13 protein-coding genes are annotated in these 16529 nt (G+C 41.1%); 10 read left to right on the plus strand and 3 right to left on the minus strand.

Going from position 1 to position 16529, the window contains the following annotated elements; translation table 11 throughout:
- Positions 1-19 precede the first annotated feature (19 nt).
- The 8 genes from HMPREF2704_RS00930 to alaS all read left to right on the plus strand — a co-directional run bounded on the left by HMPREF2704_RS00930 (position 20) and on the right by alaS (position 9959).
- Positions 20-1192, plus strand: a complete 1173-nt coding sequence (locus HMPREF2704_RS00930; RefSeq protein ID WP_070845427.1) for an MFS transporter — start codon at positions 20-22, stop codon at positions 1190-1192.
- Positions 1193-1359: 167 nt separating this feature from the next.
- Positions 1360-1941: an LptM family lipoprotein gene (locus tag HMPREF2704_RS00935; protein ID WP_070586536.1), complete on the plus strand. Its 582-nt coding sequence runs from the start codon at positions 1360-1362 to the stop codon at positions 1939-1941.
- A 73-nt stretch (positions 1942-2014) separates the two neighbouring features.
- Positions 2015-2965 (plus strand): competence protein CoiA family protein, encoded by a 951-nt coding sequence (locus tag HMPREF2704_RS00940; protein ID WP_070845428.1) that lies wholly within the window; start codon positions 2015-2017, stop codon positions 2963-2965.
- Positions 2966-3037: 72 nt separating this feature from the next.
- Positions 3038-4840 carry an oligoendopeptidase F gene (gene pepF, locus HMPREF2704_RS00945; RefSeq protein WP_070845429.1) on the plus strand — a complete coding sequence of 601 codons (1803 nt, stop codon included), beginning with the start codon at positions 3038-3040 and terminating at the stop codon, positions 4838-4840.
- Between the two features lies 1 nt (position 4841).
- Positions 4842-5561: an O-methyltransferase gene (locus HMPREF2704_RS00950; protein WP_049496750.1), complete on the plus strand. Its 720-nt coding sequence runs from the start codon at positions 4842-4844 to the stop codon at positions 5559-5561.
- Between the two features lie 72 nt (positions 5562-5633).
- On the plus strand, positions 5634-6578 hold the full coding sequence (prsA, locus tag HMPREF2704_RS00955) for a peptidylprolyl isomerase PrsA (protein WP_049496749.1): 945 nt from the start codon (positions 5634-5636) through the stop codon (positions 6576-6578).
- A gap of 253 nt (positions 6579-6831) precedes the next feature.
- Positions 6832-7317: an LURP-one-related/scramblase family protein gene (locus HMPREF2704_RS00960; protein WP_003012021.1), complete on the plus strand. Its 486-nt coding sequence runs from the start codon at positions 6832-6834 to the stop codon at positions 7315-7317.
- A gap of 23 nt (positions 7318-7340) precedes the next feature.
- Complete coding sequence (gene alaS, locus HMPREF2704_RS00965; RefSeq protein ID WP_070845430.1) at positions 7341-9959, plus strand: alanine--tRNA ligase; 2619 nt, start codon at positions 7341-7343, stop codon at positions 9957-9959.
- A gap of 371 nt (positions 9960-10330) precedes the next feature.
- On the opposite strand, the gene nrdF is transcribed toward alaS, so the two are convergent.
- The 3 genes from nrdF to nrdH all read right to left on the minus strand — a co-directional run bounded on the left by nrdF (position 10331) and on the right by nrdH (position 13896).
- Positions 10331-11290, minus strand: a complete 960-nt coding sequence (gene nrdF, locus HMPREF2704_RS00975) for a class 1b ribonucleoside-diphosphate reductase subunit beta (RefSeq protein WP_037608336.1) — start codon at positions 11288-11290, stop codon at positions 10331-10333.
- A gap of 113 nt (positions 11291-11403) precedes the next feature.
- Complete coding sequence (gene nrdE, locus HMPREF2704_RS00980) at positions 11404-13563, minus strand: class 1b ribonucleoside-diphosphate reductase subunit alpha (protein ID WP_070845432.1); 2160 nt, start codon at positions 13561-13563, stop codon at positions 11404-11406.
- Between the two features lie 114 nt (positions 13564-13677).
- Positions 13678-13896 carry a glutaredoxin-like protein NrdH gene (gene nrdH, locus HMPREF2704_RS00985; protein WP_003006408.1) on the minus strand — a complete coding sequence of 73 codons (219 nt, stop codon included), beginning with the start codon at positions 13894-13896 and terminating at the stop codon, positions 13678-13680.
- A 474-nt stretch (positions 13897-14370) separates the two neighbouring features.
- Here nrdH and HMPREF2704_RS00990 point away from each other — a divergent pair, with 474 nt between their 5' ends.
- Positions 14371-14634: a phosphocarrier protein HPr gene (locus tag HMPREF2704_RS00990; protein WP_003006411.1), complete on the plus strand. Its 264-nt coding sequence runs from the start codon at positions 14371-14373 to the stop codon at positions 14632-14634.
- 4 nt (positions 14635-14638) lie between these two features.
- Positions 14639-16372 (plus strand): phosphoenolpyruvate--protein phosphotransferase, encoded by a 1734-nt coding sequence (gene ptsP / locus HMPREF2704_RS00995; protein WP_003006414.1) that lies wholly within the window; start codon positions 14639-14641, stop codon positions 16370-16372.
- Positions 16373-16529: the final 157 nt, after the last annotated feature.

Below are 16529 nucleotides of genomic sequence, written 5' to 3' on the forward strand. Positions count from 1 at the left end.
ATTTTTAGAAAGGATTCATATGAAAAAATTCCGAAATTCTTATGCGGCTTATATGTTGCTCTATAGTTTTTATTTTATGTCCACATCTCTCTTTACGACCCTCATTTCCGTCTATTTGATGGGAAAGCACTATAGTGCAACCCAAGTGTCGACCTTGGTATCGGTTGCTTTTTTCTTATCCATGGTAGCCCAACCCTTCTTTGGTTATATCAATGAGCGATTTGGAATCGTAAAAATGACGACCCTCAGTCTGAGTGTGATCATTGGTGGTGTCTTCGGTTTTCTTTGGGCCCCCAATCTCTTTTGGCTGACCGTTTTTTACGGAATTGTTCTAGTCTGTTTGAATGGGACAGCTCCCATGATGGAAGTATTTGCAACGCAAAGTCCATACGCTTTTGGGAAGATTCGCGTTTGGGGAACCATTGGCTACTCGGTCGGTGTCCAAATAGCCGGCTGGGTCTATCATCAGTTTAGCCCCCAAGCTGTTTATTATACGGTTTTGATCACCATTTTACTCAGCATTTTCTGTCTAAGTGCGGTTCGAATGAAGAAAAAAGAGACAGTCGTAGAAAAGGAAAAACACCCTGTCTCTATTCGTCCTCTTCTTCACAATGGACCTTATCTCTTCTTTATTGTGTTGATTGGCTTGGCTTCAGGGGTTGGAAATATTGGTCATACCTATATTCCTGAGCTACTCATGGATAGTGGTCTACCAGTTCATATTGCCTCAACAGTTGTGGCTATCTCCGTCGTAGTGGAAGCCCCCTTGATCTTTTTCTCTGATCGATTCATGGACCACTGGCCTTTACGGGTTTTGATCGCTCTTCCAATTGGAATTATTTTCGCTCAATATGCTGTCTATGCTTTTCCAAGTCCTGTCTTCTTAAAAGTGATAATGACTCTCTTAGCCAAGCATACAACAGGGATGGTTTTGATTATGGTCTCCTTACGGTTTATTGCCCAACAGGTGAATGGCAAAGACTTGGTTCTTGCCATGGCCATTGTCCAAGGAGCCCGTTATTTAGGAACCATTCTTTTACAACCCCTCGCAGCCCTCTGTATTGAAAGAGGTGGTTACCAAGTCATGAGTTTCTTTTTAGCAGGGGTTGTAGGGATCGTCTTTTTGCTGAGCTTTGCCTTAAAAATGCCCCAAGGGAAAGCTCACGGACTTTTTGGTGGCAAAGTAGACTAATGAAATTGTTAAAATTGTATGACTAATCATCGAGGAGTTGGACAGAAACACTGATTTCACAGTGTTTTGTCCAACTTTTTTGCTATTATTAAGAACTAGTGATTAATTTGACAGTCAAAGTATTCGATGGTAGAATGAGGTAAAATAAATATAAAGGAGACCATTTTATGAAAAAAATGATCTTATCGACAGCTGCTCTTTTGACGATTGTTTCCCTTGCTGCTTGTTCAAATAAACAAGACACAAAGAAGGAAACTTCAAATAGTCAATCAACTACTAAAGTGACGAGCAAATCTGCCAACACTTCAAAAAGCAAGGATACTTCAACAGATTCAGAAGAGACTTCATCTTCTAGCCTCTTAACAGACGCTGAAATCAGCAAGGCTAAAACAGTTGGAGACTTTAAAAAGTTGTTTGCAAAATTAATGGATCAATCTGTTTCTATTACTGAAGAAGCAGGTACTTCTGTGACAGGTTCTGCAAAAGAACAATACGATGCAATGATTAGTACCTTAAAGCAAGGATTAGAAAACCAAAAAGATATCTTTAATGAAGGCTTGGAAAGCATCGGTTCAGATAGCACAGTCGTTCCTAAAGAAGACCGTGAAGCTTTGATCGAAATCTTGAAAGATGCTCGTGAAGAGTTGGAAAGTACTCGTAAAGAAATGAAAGATATGCAGAAAGAATTGAGTAAATCTCCTGTTGCTGATGATTCTAGTGACGATTCAGACTCAGATTCTGACGAATAATAGCAAAAAAAGGTTGGAAATTTCCAGCCTTTTTCTTATTTTTTTCGAATGATATAGATGAGGAGGTGGGGCTATGTTTATTGCTATGGATAACAATCAAAAGCGGTGGAACTGTATGGAAGAGATCCCAGCTGTGACAGAAGGTCCCTTCTATTGCTTAGCTTGTCATAGTCCAGTGCGTCTAAAAAATGGCTCGGTTCTACGGGCTCATTTTGCTCATGTAAAATTACAGCATTGTCCCTACCATCACGAAGCTGAGAGTTTTGAACATCTGGAATTGAAAGCCAGTCTTTATGATTGGGCCTCTAAGGAGTCTCATACAGAAGTAGAAAGTTATTTAGCAGATTTTCAACAAATTGCCGATCTTTTGGTAGTAGACAAGAATTTAGCTTTGGAAGTGCAGTGTAGCTCCCTATCTTTAGAACGCTTGAAGGAGAGAAGCGATGCTTATCGATCCCATGGTTACCAGGTCTATTGGTTACTTGGTAAAAAGTTGTGGCTCAAGAAAAGACTAACAAAGCTGCAGGCTGGCTTTCTTTATTTTAGTCAGAATCACGGGTTCCATTTTTGGGAATTGGATCTGACAAAGAAAGAGTTACGTCTGCAATACCTCATCCATGAGGATTTACGAGGGCGATTGCATTATCAAACAGAAATTTTCCCTTTTGGTCAAAGGTCCTTACTAGAAGTCTTACGAACCCCTTATCTTTCGCAACCCATGCAGCAAATGGCAGTCGAGCTCGATCGTACATTTTTAACGTATATACAGCAGCAGCTCTTTTATCGTCACCCAAGGTGGCTGAAGCTTCAGGAAGAACTCTATTTGCAGGGACACCATCTGATGGAACTGGGGCTGGATTTCTTTTATCCTCTTTGTCGTCCGATCCTTTCACAGAACTTGCTTCAAATTGAAGAGGATGTAGAAGGTTACTACCAGCAATTTATGACCTATTATCAGTCGCAAGGGATCCAACCTGTTCAGATCCTCTATCCCCCACGTTTTTATGATCAGCAGAAAAGCTAACTTTCTAAGATAGAAATCCTCCCGAAATGTTCATTTTTATGCTAAAATAGTAACATTGGAGGATTAATCGAAATGGTAAAACAACGTAATGAAATTGATGAAAAATACCAATGGGATTTGTCGACAATTTTTGCGACAGATCAAGCTTGGGAAGAAGAAGCAGCAAGCTTAGCTGCAGATATTAAAGCAGCAAGCCACTATGCTGGTCATTTGTTGGATTCAGCGCAAACACTTTTGGATACAACCAATGCATATTTGGAATTGAGCCGTCGCTTAGAAAAGGTCTACGTCTATGCCCATATGAAAAATGACCAAGATACACGAGTAGCTAAATACCAAGAGTACCAATCAAAAGGGATGTCTCTTTATAGCTTGTTAGGCGAAACCTTTGCCTTCTATGAGCCTGAATTCATGGCCATTACGGATGAGCAATACAAGGCCTTTGTGAGTGAGGTTCCAGACTTGGAGCAATATGGTCATTATTTTGATCGTTTGCTTGAGAAAAAAGAACATGTCTTGTCTCAAAAAGAAGAGGAATTACTTGCAGGAGCTGGTGAGATCTTTGCGGCTGGTGGAGAAACTTTTGAAATCTTGGACAATGCAGATATTGTTTTCCCAACTGTACATGATGACAAGGGCGAAGAAGTTCAATTAACCCATGGGAACTATATTTCTTTGGTAGAATCAAAAGATCGTGCCGTTCGTAAAGAAGCTTACGAAGGTCTCTACAAGGTCTATGAACAGTACCAACATACCTATGCTAAAACCTTGCAAACCAATGTGAAAGTTCATAACTTTAATGCCAAAGTTCGCAAATTCTCATCTGCTCGTGAAGCGGCCCTTTCTGAAAACTTTGTACCAGAAAGTGTTTATGATAGCTTGGTAGCAGCGGTGAACAAACATTTGCCACTCTTGCAACGCTATGTGCAATTGCGCTCAAAAATTCTTGGAATCTCAGACTTGAAGATGTACGATATGTATACCCCATTATCTGATACAGACTACAAGTTTACCTATGAAGAATCATTGGCCAAAGCAGAAGAAGTCTTGGCTGTTTTGGGTGAGGACTACCTTTCTCGTGTAAAACGTGCCTTCAGCGAACGGTGGATTGATGTGCATGTCAACCAAGGAAAACGCTCAGGTGCTTATTCAGGTGGTTCTTATGATACCAATGCCTTCATGTTGTTGAACTGGCAAGATACATTGGATAATCTCTTCACCTTGGTGCATGAAACTGGTCACAGTATGCATTCTAGCTATACCCGTGAAACCCAGCCTTATGTCTATGGGGACTATTCCATCTTCCTTGCCGAAATCGCCTCTACAACCAATGAAAATATCCTGACCGAACGTCTGTTAGAAGAAGTAGAAGACGATGCAACTCGTTTTGCTATTTTGAATCACTTCTTGGATGGTTTCCGTGGAACCGTCTTCCGTCAAACCCAGTTTGCCGAATTTGAGCATGCTATTCATAAAGCAGACCAAGAAGGTACGGTATTGACTAGTGAGTTCTTGAATAACCTCTATGCAGAACTCAATGAGAAATACTACGGTCTTTCAAAAGATGACAACCCTGAGATCCAATATGAATGGGCTCGGATTCCTCACTTCTACTATAACTACTATGTCTTCCAATATTCAACAGGTTTTGCAGCAGCTTCAGCCTTAGCTGAAAAGATTGTTCATGGAACACAAGAAGATCGTGATAAATATATCGACTACTTGAAAGCTGGAAATTCTGATTATCCACTCAATGTCATCCGCAAAGCAGGTGTGGATATGGAAAAAGAAGACTACTTGGACGCAGCCTTTGCGGTCTTTGAACGTCGGTTGAATGAATTTGAAGCCCTAGTAGAAAAATTAGGACTCGCATAAGATGGTAGAGTCTTATAGTAAAAATGCCAACCACAATATGCGCCGGCCAGTGGTTAAAGACGAGATCGTTGACTTTATGCGCACGCGTCAAAAACCGGTAGCAGGTGCCTTGGAGGAGTTAGAAGCATTCGCCCGCAAGGAAAATATTCCGATTATTCCGCATGAAACGGTAGCTTACTTTAGACTACTCCTGCAAGCCCTACAACCAAAGAAAATCCTGGAAATTGGGACAGCAATTGGATTTTCAGCGCTCTTAATGGCTGAAAATGCTCCCGATGCACAAATTACCACTATTGATCGGAATGAAGAGATGATTGGCTTTGCCAAGGAAAATCTGGCTAAATACGATCAGAGAAAACAAATCACCTTGCTTGAAGGAGATGCAGTAGATGTCTTGCAGGATTTAACAGAGACCTATGACTTTGTCTTTATGGACTCTGCTAAGTCTAAGTACATCGTCTTTTTGCCACGAATTCTCGAACTCTTAGAGGTTGGGGGAGTCGTGGTATTGGATGATATTTTCCAAGGAGGAGATGTTGCCAAGGACATCATGGAAGTGCGTCGTGGGCAACGAACCATTTACCGGGGGCTTCAGAACCTCTTTCATGCGACTCTCAATCATCCAGATTTGACCGCTAGTTTGGTGCCACTTGGAGATGGTATTTTGATGATTCGGAAAAATACAGAGACTGTAACCTTGCCAGATCCTAGCTCTTTTTAGGTAAATTTAAGGTATTCTCTCTAATTTGTGGTAAAATAGAAGAAGTTTAAAAAGGAACGGAGAATAATTTTCATGAAGAAAAAACTTGTAGCAGGTGCTGTGACCTTGCTATCAGTCGTAACACTAGCAGCGTGTGCCAATGGCACAAACAAAGATATCGTGACCATGAAAGGGGACACGATTACAGTTTCTGATTTCTATAATGAAATCAAAAACAACCAAGGTGCTCAACAAGTTCTTTTCCAAATGACCATCAATAAAGTCTTTGAAAAAGAATATGGATCAAAAGTTTCTGATAAAGAAGTCGATAAAGAATTGGCTAAACAAAAGAAACAATTAGGCAAGCAATTCGATGCTTACTTGGCGCAACAAGGCTTGACGGAAGAAACAGCGAAGAAACAAATCCGTAGCAATATGTTGTTGGAATATGCAGTCAACCAAGCTGCTAAGAAAGATATCAAAGAGTCTGACTACAAGGCGGCTTTTGAATCTTACACACCAGAAGTAACAGCACAAATTATCAAGTTAGATTCAGAAGATAAAGCAAAAGAAGTGTTGGAAGCAGCTAAAGCGGAAGGTGCAGACTTTGCCCAAATCGCCAAAGACAATTCAACAGATACTGCTACAAAAGACAAAGGTGGCGAAGTCAAGTTTGATTCAGGAACAGCAGATATTCCATCTCAAGTCAAAGAAGCTGCCTTTAAGTTGGATGAAAATGGGATTTCAGATGTGATCACAGTTTCAGCAGGTCAAAACTATTCTGCTAGCTACTATATTGTCAAATTGAATAAGAAGACAGAAAAAGGCTCTGACTGGAAGAAATACGAAAAACGTTTGAAAGAGATCATTGTTGATGGTCGTAAGCAAGATACCAACTACATCCGTAGCATTATTGCAAAAGCGATGACCAATGCCAATATCAAGGTCAAAGATGATGCCTTCAAATCAACATTTAACCAATATTTGCAAAATATCGGTGTTCAAACGAGCGATAGCAGCTCATCATCTAAAAAATAGTTGACGGTTCCTTTTGGAACTTGTATAATGAAATAGTTGAGAATAAATCATTGTTACTCGGAATCAGAGAAGTGGCGGGGGTGCGAGCCATGGAAGGGAAATGATTTTGCTACTCGGCTGAGACAATTGCATATAAAATGAAGAATGACAAGTTCATTGAATGAAGGTGGTACCGCGGTTTTTCGCCCTTCGTTTAGTGGCTTGTCTTTTGTTTATGGGCAGTTGTCTGGAGCTTTTTAAAGGAGATCAAAAGATGCGAACCTATCAAGTGAAACAAAAATTTCGATTGGGTGGCGAGCGGTTCGATATCAAAGATGAGTTGGGAAATGTTGAATACCAGGTTGAGGGATCTTTTCTTAAGATTCCCAAGACTTTTACCATCTATGATAAGAATGGACAAGAAGTGAGCCACATTACTAAAAAAACAATCAGCTTTCTTCCCAAATTTGTGGTTGAGTTGAAGGATGGGGACCGCTTTTTTATCCATAAAAAACTGACGCTCTTTAGAGACAAATACGATATCGAAGATTTGGGACTGAGGGTACAAGGAAATATCTGGGACCTAGAATTCAAATTGTTTGATGATCGGGATCAAATCGTCGCTGAGATTAGCAAGGAACTCTTTCATCTAACCTCTACCTACCAAGTATCGGTGTATGAGGATGAATACGCTGATTTAGTCATCTCACTTTGTGTCGCCATCGATTATGTCGAAATGTTAGAAGCTGGCGCAAATTAATCTTAAAAAATTAGGAGACAAATATGAAACAATTATCTAGTGCACAAGTCCGTCAAATGTGGCTTGATTTCTGGGCAAGCAAAGGTCACTCTGTAGAACCATCTGTTAGCTTGGTTCCTGTAAACGACCCTACACTTTTATGGATTAACTCAGGGGTTGCCACTCTTAAGAAATACTTCGATGGAACCATCAAACCTGAAAATCCACGGATTACCAATGCTCAAAAAGCCATCCGTACCAACGATATCGAAAACGTAGGGAAAACTGCTCGCCACCATACCATGTTTGAAATGTTGGGGAACTTCTCTATCGGAGATTACTTCCGAGATGAAGCCATTACCTGGGCTTATGAACTTTTGACAAGTCCGGAATGGTTTGACTTCCCCAAAGACAAACTTTACATGACCTATTATCCTGACGACAAGGATTCATACAACCGTTGGATCGCTGTTGGGGTAGATCCAAGTCACTTGATCCCAATCGAAGACAACTTCTGGGAAATCGGTGCAGGGCCTTCTGGACCAGATACAGAAATCTTCTTTGACCGTGGAGAAGCCTTTGACCCTGAAAATATCGGTCTTCGTCTTCTTGCAGAAGATATAGAAAATGACCGTTACATCGAAATCTGGAACATTGTCTTGTCACAATTTAACGCGGACCCAGCTGTTCCTCGTAGCGAATACAAGGAATTGCCACACAAAAACATTGATACGGGTGCAGGTTTGGAGCGTTTGGTGGCGGTTATCCAAGGGGCGAAGACAAACTTTGAAACAGACCTCTTCATGCCAATCATTCGTGAAGTTGAAAAGATGTCTGGTAAAACCTATGATCCAGATGGCGACAACATGAGCTTCAAGGTGATTGCTGACCACATTCGTTCGCTTTCATTTGCGATTGGAGATGGGGCTCTTCCTGGTAATGAAGGACGCGGTTACGTTCTTCGTCGTCTCCTCCGTCGTGCCTCTATGCATGGTCAAAAATTGGGGATTGAAGGAACCTTCTTGTATAAATTGGTTCCAACCGTTGGGAAGATCATGGAAAGCTACTACCCAGAAGTACTTGAAAAACAAGACTTTATCGAAAAAATTATCAAGAGTGAAGAAGAATCATTTGCTCGTACCTTGAACTCAGGTCAACACTTTGCAGAAACCATCGTAGAAGACTTGAAAGCCAAAGGCCAAACAGTGATTGCTGGTCAAGATGTCTTTAAACTCTATGATACATACGGATTCCCAGTAGAATTGACGGAAGAAATCGCTGAAGAAGCTGGCATGACGGTCGATCGTGAAGGCTTTGAAGCAGCCATGAAGGAACAACAAGAGCGTGCGCGTGCATCAGCTGTCAAAGGCGGATCTATGGGTATGCAAAATGAAACCCTTCAAAACATCACAGTTGAAAGTGTCTTTAACTACAATGCTAGTCAATTGCCTTCTAAGTTGGTGGCTATCGTAGCAGACAATGCTGAAGTAGAAGCTGTTTCAGAAGGAACTGCATCACTGATTTTTGCAGAAACTCCATTCTACGCTGAAATGGGTGGACAAGTTGCGGACCATGGTCAAATCTTGGATGCTCAAGGAAATGTCGTAGCGACTGTGACAGACGTTCAAAAAGCACCAAATGGACAAGCACTCCATACGGTTGAAGTTCTTGCTCCTCTTGCCTTGAACCAAGAATACACCTTGGCCATTGACACCAATCGTCGTCACCGTGTTATGAAGAACCACACAGCAACTCACTTGCTCCATGCGGCTCTTCACAATATTCTTGGTAACCACGCAACCCAAGCTGGATCTCTCAATGAAGTAGAATTCCTTCGTTTTGACTTTACCCACTTCCAAGCCGTAACTCCTGAAGAATTACGCGCTATTGAGCAACAAGTCAATGAAAAGATCTGGGAAGCAATCGCAGTAGAAACAATTGAAACAGATATCGATACTGCTAAAAAAATGGGAGCCATGGCCCTCTTTGGTGAGAAATACGGAAAGGAAGTCCGCGTTGTCACGATCGGTGACTACTCCGTTGAACTCTGTGGTGGTACCCACGTAGGCAATACTTCTGAAATTGGTCTCTTCAAGATTGTCAAAGAAGAAGGGATCGGATCAGGAACTCGTCGTATCTTGGCAGTGACCGGTAAGGAAGCCTTTGAAGCTTATCGTGAACAAGAAGACGCTCTGAAAGCAGTAGCAGCAACCTTGAAAGCTCCTCAACTCAAAGAAGTACCTCATAAGGTTGAAGGACTTCAAGAACAACTCCGTCAATTGCAAAAAGAAAATGCAGAATTGAAGGAAAAAGCAGCAGCAGCTGTAGCAGGTGATGTCTTCAAGAATGTTCAAGAAGCAAACGGTCACCGTTACATTGCTAGCCAAGTTTCAGTTTCAGATGCAACTGCTCTTCGTACCTTTGCGGATAACTGGAAACAAAAATACTACTCTGATGTCCTTGTTCTTGTCGCAGCAATCGGTGGCAGGGTGAATGTCCTTGTAGCCAGCAAGATAAAAGAGGTACATGCAGGTAATGTGATTAAAGAATTGGCTCCAATCGTCGATGGACGTGGTGGTGGTAAACCAGACATGGCCATGGCAGGAGGAAGCAACCAAGCGAAAATCCAAGAATTGTTGGATGCCGTATCAGGTAAATTGTAATAATGGAAAGGTTGGATGTTTGTCCAACCTCTTTTTTAAAAAAGAAGCAGATCCAATTAGAAAAAGATTGCAGCAAAAAAACCTTTCCGTCTGGAAAGGTTTCAGATTGAAGATAAAGTCTTCTAAAAAACTTTCCTTAGGTGAGTACGGACGTCAGCGAACATCAAAGAAGTTCCATGACTTAGTTTTGGACCTAAGGTTCCAAAACTCCCGAGTGCTAGAAACAATAGTGTTTCTAGCACTTTTCTCACGGCGGAAAGTTTTTAATCTTCAAAAAATAAAAGTCACTTTTTGAAAATCATCTATCTGTTTTATGTAAAACAATAGGTTGTCTATATTTAAAAACCTTTCCAGATGGAAAGGTTTTTGTCTTATAGGCCGTAGTTGTAATCGTCATCCTGCATGGCTTCTACTTCACCGAGAAGGTAACCATTTCCGACTTGAGAGAAGAAGTCGTGGTTAGAGGTACCGGTTGAGATTCCGTTCATGACGATTGGGTTAACGTCATCTGCTGAGTCTGGGAAGAGCGGATCTTGTCCCAAGTTCATGAGGGCTTTATTAGCGTTGTAGCGAAGGAAGGTCTTGACTTCCTCAGTCCAGCCAACACCATCATAGAGGCTCTCTGTGTAGCCTTCTTCATTCTCATAGAGGGTGTAGAGAAGATCATACATCCATTCTTTGAGTTTCTCTTGTTCGTCTTCTGGTAATTCGTTAAATCCAAGTTGGAACTTGTAGCCGATATAGGTTCCGTGAACTGATTCGTCCCGAATGATCAACTTGATGATCTCAGCTACGTTGGCTAATTTGTTGTTTCCAAGATAGTAGAGAGGTGTGAAGAAACCAGAGTAGAAGAGGAAGGTTTCAAGGAAAACGCTGGCGACTTTCTTTTCAAGAGGGGTCCCATTGAGATAGATTTCGTTGATGATTTCTGCCTTCTTTTGAAGGAAAGGATTGGTGTTGGTCCATTCGAAAATCTCTTCGATTTCTGACTTAGTATTCAAAGTAGAAAAGATAGAAGAGTAAGACTTAGCATGGACAGATTCCATAAATTGGATGTTGTTAAAGACAGCTTCTTCATGGGGAGTACGAATATCCGCACGAAGAGCCTGAACACCTGTTTCAGATTGCATGGTATCTAGAAGGGTTAATCCCCCAAAGACTTTACCAACTAGGTCTTTTTCTTTATTAGATAACTTTCTCCAGTCATCCAAGTCGTTTGACAAAGGGATACGTGTATCCAACCAGAATTGCTCTGTCAGTTTTTCCCAGGTCGATTTATCGATGACATCTTCGATCGCATTCCAGTTAATGGCTTTGTAGTATGTTTCCATTTGCATCACTTTCTTTTTCTATTCATTCAATCGTTACTATTCTACCATAAATTGATAGAATACCGCACAAAAAGTCGGCGAACCGACTTTTGATAGCTATCTAGGATAGCGGATTAGATGACACAGCTTTCACATTGGTTGGCGCCAACTTCTCCACCATCATCTGTAAAGGTACGGACGTAGTAGATAGACTTGATACCCTTGTTAAAGGCGTAGTTCCGAAGGATAGACAAGTCACGAGTGGTTTGTTTGTTTTCAGTTTTCCATTCGTAAAGACCCTTTGGAATATCGCTACGCATAAAGAGAGTCAGTGAAAGACCTTGGTCTACGTGTTCAGTTGCGGCAGCATAGACATCGATGACTTTTCGCATATCCATGTCGTAGGCAGAAGTGTAGTAAGGAATCGTTTCCGTTGACAATCCTGCTGCAGGGTAGTAGATCTTACCGATTTTCTTCTCTTGACGTTCTTCAATCCGTTGTGTAATTGGGTGGATAGAAGCAGATACGTCATTGATGTAGCTGATAGATCCATTTGGTGCGACAGCTAGGCGGTTTTGGTGGTAAAGACCATCTGCTTGAACTTTAGCACGCAGTTCTGCCCAATCCTCTGCACTTGGGATAAAGATATCTTTAAAGAGTTCTTTGACGCGATCAGATTTTGGTACAAATTCTCCGGTCGTGTACTTATCAAAGTAAGTACCGTTGGCATAGTCTGATTTTTCGAAGTTGTGGAAGGTAACACCACGTTCACGCGCAATGTTATTTGATTCTACGAGGGTCCAGTAGTTCATGAGCATGAAGTAGATGCTGGTGAACTCGACAGACTCAGGTGATCCGTATTCGATCAATTGTTGGGCAAGGTAGCTGTGAAGTCCCATGGCTCCAAGACCAAAGGTATGCGCTTGGCTGTTTCCGTGGTCGATTGTAGGAACAGCTACAATGTGGGAGCTATCTGTGACGAAGGTCAAAGCACGAACCATGGCACGAATCGAACGACCAAAATCAGGTGAAGTCATCATGTTAACTACGTTGGTTGAACCAAGGTTACAGGAGACGTCTGTCCCCATTTTAATGAATTCTTGAGCATCGTTGATCAAGCTTGGCTCTTGAACCTGGAGGATCTCTGAACACAAGTTACTCATGATGATCTTGCCATCAACAGGGTTTGCACGGTTAGCAGTATCGATGTTAACTACATATGGGTAACCAGATTCTTGTTGCAATTTAGAAATTTCAGTTTCCAAATCACGCGCCTTAATTTTTGTCTTGCGGATGTTTGGATTAGCAACCAACTCATCGTATTTTTCAGTGATGTCAATGTAGTTGAATGGCACTCCGTATTCACGCTCTACAGAGTAAGGGCTGAAGAGGTACATTTCTTCATTTTTACGCGCCAACTCGTAGAACTTGTCTGGTACGACGACACCAAGTGAAAGAGTCTTGACACGAACTTTTTCATCGGCGTTTTCTTTCTTAGTAGAAAGGAAGGCGATGATGTCTGGGTGGAAGACGTTGAGGTAAACCACCCCGGCCCCTTGGCGTTGTCCCAATTGGTTAGAGTAAGAGAAGCTATCTTCGAAGAGTTTCATAACTGGAACGACCCCAGAAGCAGCTCCTTCATAGCCCTTGATCGGTGCGCCAGCTTCGCGAAGGTTGCTGAGGGAGATTCCAACCCCACCACCGATACGTGAAAGTTGAAGGGCAGAGTTGATGGAACGACCGATCGCATTCATGTCGTCGGTTACCTGGATCAAGAAACATGAAACTAATTCTCCACGGCGGGCACGTCCAGCATTCAAGAAAGAAGGAGTAGCTGGTTGGTAGCGTTGGTGGATAATTTCGTTTGCGATGTCTCGCGCGATAGCTTCATTTCCATCCGCAAAGTAGAGGGCATTGAAGAAGACACGGTCTTCCATGCTTTCAAGATAGTATTCTCCATCATTTGTTTTCAGAGCATACTGGTTATAGAATTTATAGGCAGCCATGAAGGACTTGAATTGGAAGTTTTGATCTTTGATAAATTGGGCCAATTCTTCCAAAAATTCAGGACGGTATTTCTCGATAAAAGCTCTCTCAATGTAATTGTGCTCGAGAAGGTACTGAATCTTGTCTGTAATCGAGTCAAAGGCTTTAGTATTTGGTACAACATTTTCTTTAAAGAACGCATCCAAAGCTTCTTTATCCTTATGAAGCATGATTTGGCCGTTTACTGGACGGTTGATTTCATTGTTAAGACGAAAATACGTCACATCTTCAAGAGATTTTAATCCCATAATAATCCTTTTCTAGTTCAAAAAAATGAAGAGGAGAAGTCCTCTCTTTCCAAGTAAAAAGTCTAGTGTTAGGTTGCTAACGCTAGACCCTATTTAAGCAAAATACTGTGTTTATTAAGAAAGTTTCTTCAACTTAGCTGGTTGAAAACCAGAAAATACTTCATCCGGTGTTTGAATAACTGGAGCAGCATTGAAACCAAGGTTCTTAACATGCTCTACAAATTCCGGCTGTTCATCTAAGTTAATTTCGCGGTATTCCACGTGATTGCTATCGAGGAATCGCTTGGTCATTTTGCATTGAACACAATTATTTTTTGAATAAATGGTTACCATTTTTTTCCGTTCTCCTATCGAAATATAAATCTGTAAACAGTATAAACAAAATCCAGCAACTTGTCAACAAAATAAAACTAAATATTGTGCAAAGAGATGAAATTGAGTTTTCAAAGCACAATATATTGTGGTGAGCGAAAAGTGTGAAAATCGAAGAAATGGGATAGGAATAGGCTTTAAAGCATCTTTAATTAGTTATAATTTTTTGGTGAATCAATATCCTGTGGTTCAAGAGCTTTTTTTCATTGAAAGCGGAGGAAAATGTTACTTATAATATAGTAGAAAATTGAAAAGATTTGTTCTCTATTCTTCAGGTGCTTCTTAAAATGTATCTAAATTGGGATTTTTCGCAGTCTTTTTCTGTAAGTCAGTGATAAAAATCTTGAAAAAAATTTCAAAAGATGATATAATACCAAATTGTAAGGGTTATCAAAAGGTAACTCAAAAACTATTTTTAAAAAGGAGAGTCAAACTATGGCTTCTAAAGATTTCCACATCGTGGCAGAAACAGGTATCCACGCACGTCCAGCAACTTTGTTGGTTCAAACTGCTAGCAAATTTGCTTCAGATATTACTCTTGAATACAAAGGTAAATCAGTTAACTTGAAATCAATCATGGGTGTTATGAGCCTTGGTGTTGGTCAAGGAGCAGACGTTGTAATCTCTGCAGAAGGTGCTGACGCTGATGATGCGATCGCAGCTATCTCAGAAACAATGACTAAAGAAGGATTGGCTTAAAAATATGACAAAAATGCTAAAAGGAATTGCAGCATCTGACGGTGTTGCTGTTGCTAAGGCATATTTGCTCATTCAACCAGACTTATCATTTGAGACTGTTTCAGTCGAAGATACAAGTGCAGAAGAAGCTCGTTTGGATGCAGCTCTTGAAGCTTCACAAAACGAGCTTTCTCTTATTCGGGAGAATGCAGTAGCAAGCCTTGGTGAAGAAGCAGCGCAAGTTTTTGATGCGCATATGATGGTTCTTGCTGACCCTGAAATGATTGGTCAGATCAAAGAAACGATTCGTACGAAAAAAATCAATGCAGAAGCTGGCTTGAAAGAAGTCACTGACATGTTCATTGCGATCTTTGAAGGAATGGAAGACAATCCTTACATGCAAGAACGTGCAGCAGATATTCGTGACGTTACCAAACGTGTCCTTGCCAACTTGCTTGGTAAGAAATTGCCAAACCCTGCTTCTATCAATGAAGAAGCAATCGTGGTTGCGCATGACTTGACTCCATCTGATACAGCACAGTTGAACAAAAAGTATGTAAAAGCTTTTGTCACGAATATCGGTGGACGTACAAGTCACTCAGCTATCATGGCTCGTACACTTGAAATCGCAGCTGTTCTTGGTACAAATAACATCACAGAACTTGTCAAAGATGGCGATGTTTTGGCTGTTTCAGGGATCACTGGTGAAGTGGTGATCAACCCTACTGAAGAACAAATCGCAGAGTTCAAAGCAGCTGGTGAAGCTTATGCCAAACAAAAAGCTGAATGGGCTCTCCTTAAAGATGCGAAAACAGTGACTGCTGATGGAAAACACTTCGAATTGGCTGCCAACATCGGTACACCTAAAGACGTTGAAGGTGTAAACGATAATGGTGCAGAAGCTGTTGGTCTCTATCGTACTGAATTCTTGTACATGGATTCTCAAGACTTCCCAACTGAAGATGACCAATACGAAGCCTACAAAGCAGTTCTTGAAGGTATGAATGGTAAACCTGTGGTTGTTCGTACAATGGATATCGGTGGGGATAAAGAACTCCCTTACTTTGATCTTCCTAAAGAAATGAACCCATTCTTAGGTTTCCGTGCTTTGCGTATCTCTATCTCTGAGACAGGTAACCAAATGTTCCGTACACAATTGCGTGCCTTGCTTCGTGCATCTGTTCACGGTAAATTGCGGATCATGTTCCCAATGGTTGCTTTGTTGACTGAGTTCCGTACAGCTAAAGGTATTCTTGAAGAAGAAAAAGCTAAATTGCTTGCGGAAGGTGTTGCTGTTGCAGACGATATCCAAGTTGGGATCATGATTGAAATCCCAGCTGCAGCAATGCTTGCGGATCAATTTGCTAAAGAAGTTGATTTCTTCTCAATTGGTACAAACGACTTGATCCAATACACAATGGCTGCTGACCGTATGAACGAACAAGTTTCATACCTTTACCAACCATATAACCCATCTATCCTTCGTTTGATCAACAACGTGATCAAAGCGGCGCACGCTGAAGGCAAATGGGCAGGTATGTGTGGTGAAATGGCCGGTGACCAAACTGCCGTTCCACTTCTTGTCGGAATGGGCTTGGATGAGTTCTCTATGTCAGCGACATCTGTCCTTCGTACACGTAGCTTGATGAAGAAACTCGACACAGCTAAAATGCAAGAATACGCTAACCGTGCTCTTACTGAATGTTCAACAATGGAAGAAGTTCTTGAACTTTCAAAAGAATACGTGAACGTAGACTAAGAATTCAACAAGACTAAGACAAATCTGTCTTAGTCTTTTTTTACATTGTTCATAAAAATGTTCATTTTATTCGTAATAAACTAGTTAGTAATAAAAATAGTGATTTAAATGTTCGGTTTTTGTTTGATTTTCCTCGTATATATAGTATAATCGTAAG

It is taken from the genome of Streptococcus sp. HMSC076C09 (assembly GCF_001837905.1).
GTDB classification, from domain to species: domain Bacteria; phylum Bacillota; class Bacilli; order Lactobacillales; family Streptococcaceae; genus Streptococcus; species Streptococcus parasanguinis_I.

Excerpts from the sequence above, each read along its gene's own strand:
- HMPREF2704_RS00930 (WP_070845427.1), top strand. The coding sequence starts at position 20 with ATGAAAAAATTCCGAAATTCTTATGCGGCTTATATGTTGCTCTATAGT.
- HMPREF2704_RS00935 (WP_070586536.1), top strand. The coding sequence starts at position 1,360 with ATGAAAAAAATGATCTTATCGACAGCTGCTCTTTTGACGATTGTTTCC.
- HMPREF2704_RS00940 (WP_070845428.1), top strand. The coding sequence starts at position 2,015 with ATGTTTATTGCTATGGATAACAATCAAAAGCGGTGGAACTGTATGGAA.
- pepF (WP_070845429.1), top strand. The coding sequence starts at position 3,038 with ATGGTAAAACAACGTAATGAAATTGATGAAAAATACCAATGGGATTTG.
- HMPREF2704_RS00950 (WP_049496750.1), top strand. The coding sequence starts at position 4,842 with ATGGTAGAGTCTTATAGTAAAAATGCCAACCACAATATGCGCCGGCCA.
- prsA (WP_049496749.1), top strand. The coding sequence starts at position 5,634 with ATGAAGAAAAAACTTGTAGCAGGTGCTGTGACCTTGCTATCAGTCGTA.
- HMPREF2704_RS00960 (WP_003012021.1), top strand. The coding sequence starts at position 6,832 with ATGCGAACCTATCAAGTGAAACAAAAATTTCGATTGGGTGGCGAGCGG.
- alaS (WP_070845430.1), top strand. The coding sequence starts at position 7,341 with ATGAAACAATTATCTAGTGCACAAGTCCGTCAAATGTGGCTTGATTTC.
- nrdF (WP_037608336.1), bottom strand. The coding sequence starts at position 11,290 with ATGGAAACATACTACAAAGCCATTAACTGGAATGCGATCGAAGATGTC.
- nrdE (WP_070845432.1), bottom strand. The coding sequence starts at position 13,563 with ATGGGATTAAAATCTCTTGAAGATGTGACGTATTTTCGTCTTAACAAT.
- nrdH (WP_003006408.1), bottom strand. The coding sequence starts at position 13,896 with ATGGTAACCATTTATTCAAAAAATAATTGTGTTCAATGCAAAATGACC.
- HMPREF2704_RS00990 (WP_003006411.1), top strand. The coding sequence starts at position 14,371 with ATGGCTTCTAAAGATTTCCACATCGTGGCAGAAACAGGTATCCACGCA.
- ptsP (WP_003006414.1), top strand. The coding sequence starts at position 14,639 with ATGACAAAAATGCTAAAAGGAATTGCAGCATCTGACGGTGTTGCTGTT.